Raw genomic sequence first — 13,669 nt, forward strand, 5'->3', positions numbered from 1 at the left:
GGCCATGAAAAAAATCGGTTTCCTGTCATTCGGGCACTGGACGCCCTCGTCGCAATCGCAGGTGCGCTCGGCGTCGGACGCGCTGTTGCAATCCATTGATCTCGCCGTCGCGGCCGAGCAACTCGGCGCTGACGGCGCGTATTTCCGCGTCCACCATTTTGCCCGACAGCTCGCCTCGCCATTTCCGCTGCTGGCGGCGGTCGGCGCCAAGACCAGCCACATCGAGATCGGCACGGCGGTCATCGACATGCGCTACGAGAATCCGCTCTACATGGCGGAGGACGCGGGTGCCGCCGACATCGTCGCCGGCGGGCGCCTGCAGCTCGGCATCAGCCGGGGCTCGCCCGAACAGGTGATCGATGGCTGGCGCTATTTCGGCTACGCGCCGCAGGAAGGCAAAAGCGACGCCGACATGGCGCGGCATCACGCCGAGGTCTTCCTCGACACGCTGCGCGGCGAGGGCTTCGCCCAGCCCAATCCGCGGCCGATGTTTCCCAACCCGCCCGGCTTGCTGCGCCTGGAGCCGCATTCTGAAGGCCTGCGCGAGCGCATCTGGTGGGGTGCCGCCACCAACGCCACTTCGGAGTGGGCGGCGAAGCTGGGCATGAATTTGCAGAGCTCGACCCTCAAATTCGACGAAAGCGGCAAGCCCTTCCATATCCAGCAGGCCGAGCAGATCCGGATCTATCGCGAGGCCTGGAAGGCGGCCGGCCATGAACGCGACCCGCGCGTCTCGGTCAGCCGCAGCATTTTCGCGCTGGTCGACGACCGGGACCGCGCCTATTTCGGGCGCGGCAATGAGGGCCGCGACCAGATCGGCTTCATCGAGGAGAACACGCGGGCGATCTTCGGGCGCAGCTATGCCGCCGAGCCGGACGTGCTGATCAAGGAGTTGGCCGAGGACGAGGCGATCGCCGAGGCCGACACGCTGCTGCTCACCGTGCCCAACCAACTCGGCGTCGACTACAACGCCCATGCCATCGAGGCGATCCTGACCCATGTCGCGCCGGCGCTGGGTTGGCGCTGACAGCCGAGCCGTGTAACCATCGCTGCTGCGGACAGTTCAGGAGATTCACTGCATGGCAAAGAAGGCCTTGATTGCCTGGGGTGGGTGGGAAGGCCATACGCCCCAGCGCAGCGCCACTGTGGTGCGCGACATGCTGGAGCGCAATGGATACACGGTCACGCTCGGCGAGGGCACGGGGATGTTTGCCGATCCGGAGCTGAACTCATTCGATCTCATCGTGCCCGTCATCACCATGTCGAAGATCGAAAAGTCCGAGCTGCAGAATCTGACGCGCGCGGTTCGACAGGGAACGGGACTCGGCGGTTTCCACGGCACGATGGGCGACAGTTTCCGCAACGAGCCGGACTATCAGTTCATGACCGGCGGCCAATGGGTCGCGCATCCCGGCGACATCATCGACTATCGCGTGGTCATCACCAAACCGGACGATCCGATCACGAGAGGCATTAGCGACTTCGCCTACCGGTCGGAGCAGTACTACATGCATGTCGACCCGAGCAACGAGGTGCTGGCGACGACCACCTTCACCGACGAGCATTTCCCGGGCATCGGCGGCGTCGACATGCCGGTTGTCTGGAAGCGAAGATATGGCGCAGGCAAGGTCTTCTACAGTTCGCTCGGACACACGGCGGATGAGTTCGCGATGCCGGAAATGGCTGTCATCGTCGAGCGTGGTTTGCTCTGGGCCGCGCGGGGGTAGCTGCCCACTGAAACCGCGACAGCCTACCAATCGGCGACGCGATCGCCGCCTGTGAATTGCGCGCTCTTGCCGGTGTATTCGAACAGTTCGATCTTCACGCCGTCGGGGTCGCGCAGCCAAGCCTGATAGGTGTCGTCGCAGGCGAGTTTTTTCGCGGTGACCTCCACGCCCCTGGACGCGATATGCGCGATCGCGGCGTCGATATCCTCCACCTCCAGGCAGAAATGGTTGATCTGGTTCGTCTCGCTGAACCGCGCACCCTCTTTGTGAAAAACCTCGATATGGCTGCGGCCGCCGCAATTAAGGTAGAAACCGAAAATCTTTCCTTCGCGCAGGAAATTGAACTGGATATCAATGCCCAGGACATCCTCGTAGAAGCGCCGTGTCTCGTCCAGATCATTGGCGAAGATGCAGACATGGGCGAGTTGTTTGACCTTGATCATGGCTGGCTCCTCATAATTTCGCAGGTTCACATAGCCCGGCGCGAAATTGGCCCGCGTGGGCTCATCGTCATTCAATCCCGCCGGTGACCACATAGGCGCCCGCGCTGCGTCCATCCCGCAGCCGCATCACCGCCGTGACGATCGAGCCGTAGGGGCCGCGCCAGACGCTGTGGATCCGTTGATGCTCCGCGGCCGGGACAAACGCCCGGCCGGTCAGACGCGCGCCGGCTCGGCGCATCGCGACGGCATCTCCGTTGACGTGCACCTTGATGCTGGCGTGCTCCGTCTCGGTTGCGTCGACGGGGAGGTCGAGCGTGATGACGATCTCGTCCTGATCGCCGCTGTCGCGCGTCTCGGCCGCAAGCTTGATCGCGAGCGTAGGCGCCTTGCCATTGCCGGCTTGATTGGCCCGGCGCGAAAACACATCGTCTGCCAGTTCCGGCGTGCGCGGCGGCTGGGTGCGGCGCTGCGTGGAGCGTTCGAAGTCGCCGGCCATGCGCAACAGCCTTTCATCGTCATAGGCCTTGCCGGCGAAGGTCAGGCCGACCGGCATGCCGATGTCGGCCATGGTGCCCATCGGCACGGTAACGGTCGGGATGCCGAAATGCCGCCACACCAGATTGCCGTTGGCGACCCAGGTGCCGTTGCGCCAGGCAAGCGCCGCGGAGGCCTCAGTGATGTCGGCATCGGCGGGCCCGACATCGGCGACGGCAGGCAGCACGACGGCATCAAGCCTGTTCGCGTCCAGCCAGTCCTCGAAATCGAGCCGCCGCGTCGCTTCCAGCCCTTTCAGCCCGTCCTCCATCGTCGGAATGGCCCGGAACGGCGTGACGCCTGATTTCGCGCGCTCGACATACTGTGCCAAGTCGAAACCGCCTTCATAACGGTCGGGCAGCGTGCCCGGTGGCTGCGGAAAGATTTTCGGGCCGTCGACCGAAACGAGATCGGGAATGTTCAGATCATCGTTCGCGCGCAAAAAATCATCCCAGGCTGAGATGCAGAGGTCCCAGATCTCGCGATCGGCGAAGTCCGGCGGCACCAGAGCGCGGTCGACCATGGTGCGCGCGCCGGGGCGATCGCGCTCGTGGTTGGAGACGACAGGAAAATCAACCTCCATCACCTCGGCTCCAAGCCGTCTCAGGTCCGCCGCCGCTTGCTCCCAGAGATCAAGCACGGAGGCGCGGGTTTCGATCCGCCGGTCGGCGCCGCTGTCGCGGCCGATATACATTCTGGGTACGCCAAGCCGCATGCCTTTCAGCGACCCCGCTAGCGCCAGATCGGTATAGCGCGGCGGTCGGATTTCGGAACTCTTCGGCAGCGCGATCCAGGGCTGCGCGCGCCAGAAATCGCCCCGCGTCTCGGGATCGTCGGCGACGATCACATCCAGCAATTCGAGCATGTCGGGCACGCTGCGCGTGTGCGGCACGACGACATCCATGGTCGGCACCAGGGGCCAGTTGCCGCGCACCGAAATGACACCGCGCGACGGCGTGTAGGCTACCAGCGCGTTGTTGGTGGCCGGCGCACGGCCGGACGACCAGGTTTCTTCGCCAAGCCCGAAGGCGCAGAAGCTCGCCGCCGTCGCGGTGCCAGAGCCGTTCGAGGAGCCGGACGCGAAGGCAGCGGTCAGGTAATCGGCATTGTAGGGGCTTTCGGCGCGGCCATAGACTCCGCGCTGCATGCCGCCATTGGCCATGGGCGGCATGTTGGTGAGGCCGATCAGCACCGCGCCGCCGGCGCGCAGCCGGGCGACGGTGAAGGCGTCCTCGTTGGCGATGAGATGCTCGAAGGCCGGCGAGCCGGCGGCAACAGTCAAGCCGGACACCTTGTAGCTGTCCTTGGCGGTGTAGGGGATGCCATCGAGCGGGCCGAGCGTCTTGCCCTGGCTGCGGCGCCGGTCCGAAGCCGCGGCGTCCTCGAACATATCAGGATTGAGAACCGGGACCGCATTGAGGCTGATGCCGTGCCGGTCGAAATGCGCGATGCGCCTGAGATAAGCACCGACAAGTTCGACGCTGCTCACCGTGCCGTCGTCGAGCGCGCGCCGCAACTGTTCGATCGTCGCTTCGACGATGTGAAGGCTGGCATCGGTCATCTTCTGGCCCCTGGCGATCGTTTCCAGGCATGGATGAGCGAGGCCGCCGGCTTCGGCAAGGGCCAATCGCGATTGACGGTGGTCCTGGCGCGGGTCAGGCACGGTGCCGCGGTTGCATATCCCGACTGGCAAAAAGCGGCTGACCCATGCAACCTCTAATAGAGACGGCGCGTGAGGTGCCTTCTGGAGCGGCGAGGTCCGGATCCGGCAACGAGGAGTTGCGCCTCTGGTGTCGTCCGTGGGCAACTATTCGCCAAATAGTGAATCTCAGTCCCTCAAAACGACTTGCAAGCGTAAGCTGAAGCTCGCAGAAGTTGCGGCGGAAGCATGCATTGAAGAAAACTCATGCCGCCATCCCAGCATGAAAGGGGGATCATGCCTGACCAGAATGCCCTGATCCGCGCTGCTATTGGGCGGCTGCTTTCCGAAAAAACCGGAGTTGCCGCCCTTTCAATGAAGGAAAGCATCGAGGAATTGCTGGAGCGAACCGGCGAGATGGTGACCGAGGACAGCCTGCAGGACCTGCTGCTCGAGATGGCCGAGGTCCGTGGAATGACGGTTGTTCTCGACGTTTAGCGAGCCATGCCACCACAGCCAGGGCGTGGCGTGCCGGCTCGCCCCGATCGGCCATCCGGCCTATTTCACCCCAGCAAGTTGCGCGCCGTGCGCATGAAGATCTTCGACCCGATCGGGATCAAGTCGTCGGGGAAATCATAGTCGGGATTGTGCAGGGCAGGGTGGCGCTCGCCGGCGCCGAGGAAGAACATCGCCGACGTCGCGCTGTGGCCGAACAAGCCGAAATCCTCCGAGGCACGCATCGGCAGGGCCTCTTGCGTGTGTGCGACGCCCTCTTCGTCGAGGGCGCGTTGGAGATGCTCCACCGCGTCCGGCGCGTTGACGCTGGCGACGAAGATCTCGTGGTAGTCCCAGCTTGCGGACAGGCGATGCTGGCCGGCGATCTTCGTGACCAGCGCTTCCGCGGCGGCGCACAGATCCGCCATGCGCTCGTCGCGCCTGGTGCGCAGCGTCGCCCAGACCTCGGCGTGGGCGGGCGCGATGCCGAACACGGCCTCGCCCATCTCGGCGTGGGTCACGGTGACCATGCCGAAATCGTCGTCGGCGAACGTTCCGTGCCCGAGCGCGGGCAGGGCAGGCATCAACGCGCTGATCGCCGGCATCGGCGAAATTCCGGTCTCGGGCATGGAGGAATGCGCGGTCTTGCCCTCCAGCACGATGCGCATGCCGCGCGAGGCGCAGTTGACCACGCCGGGCTTGAGCCGCACCTCGCCGAACGGCACGCCGGGCAGATTGTGCAGCGAGAAGGCGAAATCGGGCGCGATCTCGCCGAAGCGGGGATCGGCCACCACCCCGGCGGCGCCATTGCCGGTCTCTTCCGCCGGCTGGAACATCAGCACGATGCGACCGCTTGCAGGCCGCTCGCGCCCGAGCTGGCGTCCGAGCGCCGCCAGGATCGCGGTGTGTCCGTCATGGCCGCACATATGCGACTTGCCCGGCACGCGCGAGGCATGCGGCACGCCGGACAGTTCCTCGATGGGCAGCGCGTCGAGTTCCGAACGAAACAGGACGGTTGGTCCGTTTTTGCCGCTGTCGTAGACGGCCGCGACACCATGTCCGCCCAATCCGGTCAGCACCTTGTCGGGATTGGTATCGGCGAGGAAGTCGACGACGGCTTTCGCCGTCTTTTCCTCCTCGTTCGAGATTTCCGGCTGCTGGTGCAACTTGCGCCGCCACTCGGTCAGCTCGACGATGTCCCGGTTGGTGAGAGTCATGATTTTGGCCTCCGCTGTATCGCTCACGACGCGCCCGATCGACCGGGCGCGTCGGAAGGATAGCTAGCGGCAAATGGCTGAAACCGCCACCGTCTGGCCTATTGATTTATCTCGGGCTCGACGAGCTTTGCCAGGTTCCGCAGCGACTCCTGCCAGCCGAGATAGCAGGCCTCGACCGGGATGACGTCGGGAATGCCGGCCTGGGTGATGTCGATCTCGGTGCCGACAGATACTTTTTTCAGGGTGACGGTCACCTGGATCTCGCCCGGCAGATTGGGGTCGTCGAACCTGTCGGTGTAGCGCAGGCGCTCACCGGGAACGAGTTCGAGATACTCGCCGCCGAAGGCATGGCTGTCGCCGGTGGTGAAGTTGCGGAACGACATCTTGAACGTGCCGCCCACCTTGCCCTCGAAGTGATGAACCGTGCAGGTGAAGCCGTTCGGCGGCAGCCACTTCGCCAGCGCGTCGGCCTCGACGAAGGCGCGATAGACTTTTTCCGGGCTGGTGGTGAGAACACGGTGCAAACGTACGGTGCCGGGCATATCATATCCTTTCATAATGCCTGTTCGATGCCCCAAGGACGAGCGGGGCCCGGCCAGTCCGACACCGGCTCCCGGAATTTTTCAGAGCCTCGGCCGCGGCCTGCGCGACTGGCTTACGCCAGTTCAGCCTGGGTTGGGACTCGATTTTGCGGCGGCTGGCCCAATCGTCGAAAATGACGAACCGGATAGCCATTATGAGGAGACTGTTTATAACGGTCGCTGAGATCGCTGTGACCAAGGGGAGACGATGCGCTACATACGTCCACTTTCAATCGAAGATGCCGTTGGCCACTTGGCCGGATCGGCCGGAACGGCGGCCATTCTCGCCGGAGGCAGCGACCTGCTGGTGAGGATGAAGGGCGGCTTCATCGAACCCGAACTGATCGTCGACATCAAGGCGATCGCGGCCTTGAGCGAAATCAGGGAAACGGCCGACGGCTTCAGCATCGGTGCGGCGGTGCCCTGCGCGGTGCTGGGAGAGAACGCGGCCCTGAAGAAGGCCTGGCCCGGCGTCGTCGAGGCGGCCAAGCTGATCGGCTCGAAGCAGGTGCAGGGACGCTGCACCATCGTTGGCAATCTGTGCAACGCCTCGCCGGCGGCCGACAGCGTGCCGGCGCTGGTGGCGGCCGGCGCCAGGGCGGTGATCGTCGGGCCCGCGGGCCGGCGCACCATTGCGGTGGAGGCGGTGCCGACCGGACCGGGCAAGACGTCGCTCGCCAAGGGCGAGATCATCGAGGCGATCCTGCTCGACAGCCAAGCGCCGCGCTCGGGCGACGCGTATCTCAGATTCATTCCCCGCACCGAGATGGATATCGCGGTGGTCAGCGCCGGCGTGAACCTGACGCTCGACGAGCAAGGTGTCGTCAAGGCGGCCCGCGTGGCGCTGGGCGCCGCCGCGCCCACGGTGCTTCTGGTGCAGGAGGCCGCCGAGGCCCTCATCGGCAGGACGCTGGATGAAGCCGCGCTCGAGCGGCTCGCCAAGGTCTGCTCCGGGGCCTGCCGGCCCATCGACGACAAGCGGGGCACGATCGAGTTCAGACGGAAAGTCGCGGGCGTGCTGGCCAGGCGGGCCGCCACGTCAGCCTACAAGCGTGCAGGAGGCAAGTGATGGCCGGTGTAGCAGTTTCAACCACGATCAACGGCGACAGCGTCGAATATCTCTGCCAGCCCGACGAGACGCTGCTCGACGTGCTGCGCGACCGGCTCGGGCTGACCGGCGCCAAGGAAGGCTGCGGCACCGGCGACTGCGGCGCCTGCAGCATCATCCTCGACGACCGGCTGGTGTGCTCGTGCCTGGTGCTGGGCGCGGAGGCGCAAGGGCGCCGCGTGGAGACCGTCGAGGGCATGGCGCATGGCGAGCGGTTGCATCCGCTCCAGCAGAAGTTCCTCGAGCACGCCGCGCTGCAATGCGGCGTCTGCACGCCGGGCTTCCTGATCGCGGCGAAGGATCTTTTGGCCAAGAACCCCGACCCGACCGAGGAGGAGATCCGCTTCGGCCTGGCCGGGAATCTCTGCCGCTGCACCGGCTATGACAAGATCGTGCGCGCCGTCCAGGACGCGGCAAGCGTGATGAAGGGAGCCTGACGATGAATTTCGATCCGCGTTTTTCCAATCGCAATTTCGCTTCGGTCGGCACGCGTCCCATCCGTCCCGACGGCGTCGACAAGGTGACCGGCCGCGCCCGCTACGGCGCCGACTTCAACATGGCCGGCCAGCTGGTCGGGCGTGTGCTGCGCAGCCCGCACGCGCACGCCAAAATCAGGAAGATCGACACTTCGAAGGCGGAAAAGCTCGCCGGCGTGAAGGCGGTGATCACCGCGGCCGACCTGCCGGACCTCACCGACGGCGATGCCGCCATGTACGACATCCTCGACAATTGCATGGCGCGCACCAAGGCGCTCTATGACGGCCATGCGGTGGCCGCTGTCGCCGCGATCGACGCCCGCACCGCCAGGCAGGCGCTGAAGCTGATCGAGGTCGACTACGAGGTGCTGCCGCATGTCACCGATGTCGACGAGGCGATGCAGCACCATGCGCCGCTGATCAACGAGACCATCTTCACCGAGGGGCTGGAGGAAAAGCCGGTCAAGCCGTCCAACGTCACCAAGCGCAGCCAGTTCGGCCATGGCGACGTCCATCAGGGCTTTGGCCAGGCCGACTTCATCGTCGAGCGCTCCTTCAAGACCGAGCAGACGCACCAGGGCTATATCGAGCCGCATGCCTGCGTGGCCAATGTCAGCTCCGACGGCACGGCGGACCTGTGGGTCTGCACTCAAGGCCATTTCGTCTACCGCCAGCACTGCGCCCAGCTGCTGGGCATGGAGGCCTCGAAGCTGCGCGTCACCTCCTCCGAGATCGGCGGCGGCTTCGGCGGCAAGACCCATGTCTGGGCCGAGCCGGTGGCGCTTGCGCTGTCGCGCAAGGCCGGCCGGCCGGTGAAGCTGGTGATGACCCGCGACGAGGTGTTCCGCGCCTCGGGCCCGACCAGCGCCACCTCGATCGACGTCAAGATCGGCGCCCGCAAGGACGGCACGATCACCGCCGCGGAAGCGACGCTGCGCTACACCAGCGGCCCCTATGCCGGCACCTGGGCCGAGATCGGCGCCATGACGGCGTTCGCCTGCTACCGGCTGGAGAACGTCAAGACCGTCGGCTTCGAAGTGCTGGTCAACCGGCCGAAGACCGCGGCTTACCGCGCGCCGTCGGCGCCGATGGCGGCCTTCGCGGTGGAAAGCGCCGTCGACGAGCTCGCCAAGGAGATCGGCATGGACCCGGTCGATTTCCGCATCAGGAACGCGGCGCAGGAAGGCACGCGATCGTCCTACGGCCCGGTCTATGGCCCGATCGGCATCGGCCCGACGCTGGAGGCGGTGAAGAACCATGCGCACATGAAGGCGCCGCTGGGTAAGAACCAGGGGCGCGGCATGGCCTGCGGCTTCTGGTTCAATTTCGGCGGTCAGACCTGCACCGACCTCAACATCGGCATGGACGGCTCGGTCTCGCTTGCCGTCGGAACCGTTGACGTGGGCGGTTCGCGCGCCTCTCTGTCGCTGGTGGCGGCGGAGGAGCTCGGCATCGATTATTCGCAGGTCAAGGCCGTCGTCGCCGACACCTCCAGTCTCGGCTACAACGACATGACGGACGGCAGCCGCGGCACCTTCTCCTCCTCCATGGCGACCATCTCGGCCGCCCGCAACGCCATCAAGGTGCTGCGCGAGCGCGCCGCGCAGATGTGGGACATTTCCGTCGACGACGTGGTCTGGGAACAGGGCCATGCGGTGGCCAAGGGCGAGAAGCACGGCAATCTCGGCAAGCTGTCGCTGAAGGAGATCGCGGCGCAATCCGGCAAGACCGGCGGGCCGATCGCCGGCCATAGCGAACTCGTCGCCGACGGCGCCGGCGTCTCCTTCGCCACCCATATATGCGACATCGAGGTCGACCCCGACACCGGCTCGACCAGGGTGATCCGCTATACCGTGGTGCAGGATGCCGGCAAGGCGGTGCACCCGACCTATGTCGAGGGCCAGTACCAGGGCGGTGCCGCGCAAGGCATCGGCTGGGCGCTCAACGAGGAGTATATTTACGGCAAGGACGGGCGGCTGCAGAACGCCGGCTTCCTCGACTACCGCATCCCGGTCTGCTCCGACCTGCCGATGATCGACACGCAGATCCTGGAAATTCCCAACCCCAACCACCCCTATGGCGTGCGCGGCGTCGGCGAGACCTCGATCGTGCCGCCGCTGGCGGCGATCGCCAATGCGGTCTCGAACGCCGCCGGCGTGCGCATGACCCACATCCCGATGTCGCCGCCGCGCATCCTGGCGGCGATCGAGGCGGAACGGGAAGGCTGATGGTGCAAGTGACGCTCTGGGGGGCGCTTGCCGCGACCGCCGGAGGCCAGAGCAAGGTCGAGGTCGAGGCCAAGGACATCAGGGAGCTGTTCAGGAAACTGGCTGAACAGTATCCCGGCCTCGAGCCGTTGATCGATAGGGGGATCGCGGTGGCGATCGACGGGGTGATTTATCGGGATACGTGGGGGAAGAAGCTGCCGCCGGGGGCGGAGATTTTTCTGTTGCCGCGGTTGGCTGGGGGGTGAGGGGAAGGCGCCTCGCTGCGATCGCTTAGCATCGAACGTCTTGCCCGCGGGTTCCTTCCTCGGGGACTTTCGTACGCCTGCCGGCGCCCGAAACTCTTCGCGGAAGCGGACGGGCGGCTATAGGATGACAAATTAAGATTGTTGCCGTTAAAGATCACACCATAGAGGCGGGGGATTTCGTGAATGGCGGGGAAACTTGAGGCAATACGCTTCAAACAATGGCTCCCAGAATGGGGCCAATTCGACTTTGACCCAAGTCAGCATCGGCGCAAGCCCGAAGAGCATATCCTGCTCTTTTCAATGCCGGCGGTCCAATTGCGAGCCCTAAGTGGTGTATATCGGCGAACCCGCGATCATGAGGGCGGCGAGGGCCTTCAGCGGCTCCACGACCCCAAGCGGTCGGCTGCAATTCGCGACTTCGTTCGCTTCGGCCATCCCTATAGCAGCCTTCCGATCGCGGCTCGTAATGAAGCCTCTGCCGCTATGCGCAAGCCCGGATGGTTGCCGACCGCCATTGTCGTCAACATCCTCACGGCAAACGACGAGCGACGTGGTCGGAAGGTTGCCGCTTCCGACCTTGTCTCGATCAGCAATGATGGAGGAAACCGCGCCGAGCTAACGCTGCCTTATTTCGACCGCCTCGAGCAATGGACGCCCACGGACCTCGAGCCGTTTGAGGTAATCGACGGCCAGCATCGGCTATGGGCATTCGATGAAGCACTCAAAGATGGCAGCTTACCAGGCGATTTTGAACTCCCTGTCGTTGCCTTCACCGGTCTTGATGTCGGCTGGCAGGCCTATCTGTTCTGGTCGATCAACGTATCGCCCAAGCGCATCAATCCCAGCCATGCCTTTGATCTTTTTCCGCTATTGCGCTCCGCTGAATGGCTTGAGACATTGTCGGACTTGCGCATCTATCGTCAGGCGCGAGCGCAGGAACTGACGGAAATCCTCTATACCCAGCCGGAAAGTCCCTTCCACAATCGCATCAACATGTTGGGCGAGTCATCGAGAACTGCACCTCCTGGCGCAGGCGTCACTCAGGCCGGCTGGGTCCAGGCAATTACCACGAGTTTTCTCTCGACAGGCAGCGGGCGATCGGCAAACGGTCTCTTCGCCGCCGAGATCACACCTGTGATGGGACCGCTCCCTTGGTCTCGCCCCCAACAGGCTGCCTTCCTTATCGCGTTGTGGACGGCGATCCGCGAGGCGATCTTGCAGATCAAGCATGACTGGGTTGAGCAACTCATCCGGCCAAACGGGCAAGAATCCCTCGACAATGATCCAGCAGAAGCCTTCACCGGCAATCGGACGATGCTCAACCAGGAGCAAGGTGTACGCGGTGTCCTTGCTGTTGCCAACGAAATCTTCTTCTCACTCGCACAGATGGGGCCCGAACTCTTCGAATTTGAAACCAAGATCGTGGCAGGCACAGCAACCACACCTGAAGATGTATCGATTGCGCTGGGCGAACTGGAAGGCTCTGACCTCCTAGAGCGGATCGGGGATTTCGGGTCAGCGATTGCGGGTTTTGATTGGCGGTCCGCCGACGCGCCCGGACTGAGTGACGACCAGCGCATGCTCAAGCGTGCGTTTCGCGGCAGCAGCGGCTATGTAGCGCTGCGAGAGCAGCTTTTTCGGCATCTTGCCGCCGGTTCGAAGGAGATAGCGGAGGTCGCCGAAGAAGCTCTTGGACGGCTTTCCTGACATGACAGCCCAGTTGAACGCTGCCGACAAGGCGATTCTGGCGCTTGCCGATCCGAATGTCGTTATTAATGCCCTAAGTCGATTCCGAGCCCAGGCATGTCCGCCCTGGCTTCCTGCGGCACACCCATACCCCGATGGCGCCCCTCCCGCAGGAGCGGCCGCCTTTGCTGCTGTATCTGGCGCGGACATGCTCGAAATCATTGCTGTCCGAGGTCCGCTCCATGCTATCGACGGCTGGAGTTATCTGGGCAGAGCTTTTTCGTCCTTGCTGAGCGGTCAGGCACACGCCGCTCGCCATTTGTCCTACTATGCTGAACTGCGAGCAGCGCTGTCCATTCTGGCCAGTTCGGGAATTGGCGTATTCAATAGGCGAAACGCAGCCATTGATGCAGCGGGTGTGGTCCATATCATGTCCCCACACACGACACATGACATGGCATGGCTTGCGTTGGTCGAATGGTCCGTCGATTCCTCCAGCTTGGAGCGGCTGATCAAACCTATACGGCTGGCGGGAGCATCCCTGCTCGATCCCTTTCGTGAATTCTTTCCTGCTCAGGCCTCCACTGTTGCAGGTGAACTGATGACCGAATGGGGGTTCGACCTCCAACAAGGAGCAGTAGACCGGGATCAGCGCAACTGGTCCAGCTATCAGCCAACGGCCCTCGGCCCCCTTCTAACGACGCCGGAGCAAGACTCGGCTTTCTTAAGGATGTTCTGGAATGCGTGCAGACCCAACGGCGTTGAGCTCGAACGGCACCTGCTGCGCATTCTCTTAGAGCGGGAGGCGAGGTCTCACGGCCTGGAGCTATACGAGTATCCCCATAGCCATGCGAGACTGCAGGAAAGCACCAAGGCTGTGGTTCCGTTCGATTTCCTGACACGGGTTAACGAGCCCGTCGACCATGACTTTCTCATCCAGCTCGCCAATCGCGAGCTGCCCGCACCGCCGTATCCAATGATGTGTCGCGCAGGCCTTCTCCTCACGCTGGCGACGGGCATGGCTGAGGAAAATCTGCGCGCCGCAGGTGTTCAGCCTGTCGACCATTTTAATAACTGGTGGCAGGAATTCGGTGTGAATCATGGTCTGTGGCGTCCGGGTCAGCCGCCGGCAACAACCTCTGATCTCTGGGATGATATTGATGTCGCGCTTGAGGAGAGTGCTGGGGCGCCCACAGGCCATCGACATGAGTGGCTTTCGAAGCTAGCAGGCAACGCCATGCGGATGTGTGAAACAGAACGAGTCGCCCTATGGGGCCTCTTCCAGTGAAA

General features: G+C 63.9%; 13 protein-coding genes. 9 read left to right on the forward strand and 4 right to left on the reverse strand.

Going from position 1 to position 13,669, the window contains the following annotated elements:
• The first annotated feature begins 4 nt into the window (after nucleotides 1–4).
• Both FJ959_RS14320 and FJ959_RS14325 read left to right on the forward strand, forming a co-directional pair.
• Nucleotides 5–1,027 (forward strand): LLM class flavin-dependent oxidoreductase, encoded by a 1,023-nt coding sequence (locus tag FJ959_RS14320; protein ID WP_140630464.1) that lies wholly within the window; start codon nucleotides 5–7, stop codon nucleotides 1,025–1,027.
• A 52-nt stretch (nucleotides 1,028–1,079) separates the two neighbouring features.
• Nucleotides 1,080–1,727: a ThuA domain-containing protein gene (locus FJ959_RS14325; RefSeq protein WP_140499244.1), complete on the forward strand. Its 648-nt coding sequence runs from the start codon at nucleotides 1,080–1,082 to the stop codon at nucleotides 1,725–1,727.
• A gap of 23 nt (nucleotides 1,728–1,750) precedes the next feature.
• Here the strand turns inward: FJ959_RS14325 and FJ959_RS14330 are convergent, their stop codons facing one another.
• On the reverse strand, nucleotides 1,751–2,170 hold the full coding sequence (locus FJ959_RS14330; protein ID WP_140630467.1) for a VOC family protein: 420 nt from the start codon (nucleotides 2,168–2,170) through the stop codon (nucleotides 1,751–1,753).
• Nucleotides 2,171–2,237: 67 nt separating this feature from the next.
• Complete coding sequence (locus tag FJ959_RS14335) at nucleotides 2,238–4,265, reverse strand: amidase (protein WP_140630469.1); 2,028 nt, start codon at nucleotides 4,263–4,265, stop codon at nucleotides 2,238–2,240.
• Nucleotides 4,266–4,640: 375 nt separating this feature from the next.
• Between FJ959_RS14335 and FJ959_RS14340 the strand changes: the two genes are divergently transcribed.
• Nucleotides 4,641–4,841, forward strand: a complete 201-nt coding sequence (locus tag FJ959_RS14340) for a hypothetical protein (RefSeq protein ID WP_140630472.1) — start codon at nucleotides 4,641–4,643, stop codon at nucleotides 4,839–4,841.
• 65 nt (nucleotides 4,842–4,906) lie between these two features.
• On the opposite strand, the gene FJ959_RS14345 is transcribed toward FJ959_RS14340, so the two are convergent.
• Together FJ959_RS14345 and FJ959_RS14350 are read right to left on the reverse strand one after the other, a co-directional pair.
• The gene (locus tag FJ959_RS14345; protein WP_140630474.1) at nucleotides 4,907–6,055 is read right to left on the reverse strand and encodes an amidohydrolase; all 1,149 of its coding nucleotides are present in this window, start codon (nucleotides 6,053–6,055) and stop codon (nucleotides 4,907–4,909) included.
• 98 nt (nucleotides 6,056–6,153) lie between these two features.
• Nucleotides 6,154–6,597 carry an SRPBCC family protein gene (locus FJ959_RS14350; RefSeq protein WP_140499234.1) on the reverse strand — a complete coding sequence of 148 codons (444 nt, stop codon included), beginning with the start codon at nucleotides 6,595–6,597 and terminating at the stop codon, nucleotides 6,154–6,156.
• A 247-nt stretch (nucleotides 6,598–6,844) separates the two neighbouring features.
• On the opposite strand from FJ959_RS14350, the gene FJ959_RS14355 reads away from it, so the two are divergent.
• The 6 genes from FJ959_RS14355 (at nucleotide 6,845) to FJ959_RS14380 (ending at nucleotide 13,667) form a co-directional block, all read left to right on the forward strand.
• Nucleotides 6,845–7,705: a xanthine dehydrogenase family protein subunit M gene (locus FJ959_RS14355; RefSeq protein ID WP_140499232.1), complete on the forward strand. Its 861-nt coding sequence runs from the start codon at nucleotides 6,845–6,847 to the stop codon at nucleotides 7,703–7,705.
• Nucleotides 7,705–8,181, forward strand: a complete 477-nt coding sequence (locus tag FJ959_RS14360; RefSeq protein ID WP_140521372.1) for a (2Fe-2S)-binding protein — start codon at nucleotides 7,705–7,707, stop codon at nucleotides 8,179–8,181. The genes FJ959_RS14355 and FJ959_RS14360 overlap by 1 nt, the downstream gene beginning before the upstream one ends.
• Before the next feature lie 2 nt (nucleotides 8,182–8,183).
• A complete protein-coding gene (locus FJ959_RS14365; RefSeq protein WP_140630476.1) occupies nucleotides 8,184–10,448 on the forward strand; it encodes a xanthine dehydrogenase family protein molybdopterin-binding subunit in 2,265 nt (754 codons plus the stop codon).
• The gene (locus FJ959_RS14370; RefSeq protein WP_140552045.1) at nucleotides 10,448–10,693 is read left to right on the forward strand and encodes a MoaD/ThiS family protein; all 246 of its coding nucleotides are present in this window, start codon (nucleotides 10,448–10,450) and stop codon (nucleotides 10,691–10,693) included. The genes FJ959_RS14365 and FJ959_RS14370 overlap by 1 nt, the downstream gene beginning before the upstream one ends.
• A 183-nt stretch (nucleotides 10,694–10,876) precedes the next feature.
• Nucleotides 10,877–12,400: a DGQHR domain-containing protein gene (locus FJ959_RS14375; protein ID WP_140630479.1), complete on the forward strand. Its 1,524-nt coding sequence runs from the start codon at nucleotides 10,877–10,879 to the stop codon at nucleotides 12,398–12,400.
• Nucleotides 12,384–13,667 carry a hypothetical protein gene (locus FJ959_RS14380; protein WP_140630482.1) on the forward strand — a complete coding sequence of 428 codons (1,284 nt, stop codon included), beginning with the start codon at nucleotides 12,384–12,386 and terminating at the stop codon, nucleotides 13,665–13,667. The genes FJ959_RS14375 and FJ959_RS14380 overlap by 17 nt, the downstream gene beginning before the upstream one ends.
• Nucleotides 13,668–13,669: the final 2 nt, after the last annotated feature.

This window comes from Mesorhizobium sp. B2-2-4, from assembly GCF_006442375.1.
GTDB lineage: Bacteria > Pseudomonadota > Alphaproteobacteria > Rhizobiales > Rhizobiaceae > Mesorhizobium.

What these genes read in the sequence shown, in the direction of transcription:
- FJ959_RS14360 (WP_140521372.1), top strand. Translation starts at nt 7,705, where the DNA reads ATGGCCGGTGTAGCAGTTTCAACCACGATCAACGGCGACAGCGTCGAA.
- FJ959_RS14350 (WP_140499234.1), bottom strand. Translation starts at nt 6,597, where the DNA reads ATGCCCGGCACCGTACGTTTGCACCGTGTTCTCACCACCAGCCCGGAA.
- FJ959_RS14325 (WP_140499244.1), top strand. Translation starts at nt 1,080, where the DNA reads ATGGCAAAGAAGGCCTTGATTGCCTGGGGTGGGTGGGAAGGCCATACG.
- FJ959_RS14375 (WP_140630479.1), top strand. Translation starts at nt 10,877, where the DNA reads ATGGCGGGGAAACTTGAGGCAATACGCTTCAAACAATGGCTCCCAGAA.
- FJ959_RS14340 (WP_140630472.1), top strand. Translation starts at nt 4,641, where the DNA reads ATGCCTGACCAGAATGCCCTGATCCGCGCTGCTATTGGGCGGCTGCTT.
- FJ959_RS14335 (WP_140630469.1), bottom strand. Translation starts at nt 4,265, where the DNA reads ATGACCGATGCCAGCCTTCACATCGTCGAAGCGACGATCGAACAGTTG.
- FJ959_RS14320 (WP_140630464.1), top strand. Translation starts at nt 5, where the DNA reads ATGAAAAAAATCGGTTTCCTGTCATTCGGGCACTGGACGCCCTCGTCG.
- FJ959_RS14355 (WP_140499232.1), top strand. Translation starts at nt 6,845, where the DNA reads ATGCGCTACATACGTCCACTTTCAATCGAAGATGCCGTTGGCCACTTG.
- FJ959_RS14365 (WP_140630476.1), top strand. Translation starts at nt 8,184, where the DNA reads ATGAATTTCGATCCGCGTTTTTCCAATCGCAATTTCGCTTCGGTCGGC.
- FJ959_RS14370 (WP_140552045.1), top strand. Translation starts at nt 10,448, where the DNA reads ATGGTGCAAGTGACGCTCTGGGGGGCGCTTGCCGCGACCGCCGGAGGC.
- FJ959_RS14330 (WP_140630467.1), bottom strand. Translation starts at nt 2,170, where the DNA reads ATGATCAAGGTCAAACAACTCGCCCATGTCTGCATCTTCGCCAATGAT.
- FJ959_RS14345 (WP_140630474.1), bottom strand. Translation starts at nt 6,055, where the DNA reads ATGACTCTCACCAACCGGGACATCGTCGAGCTGACCGAGTGGCGGCGC.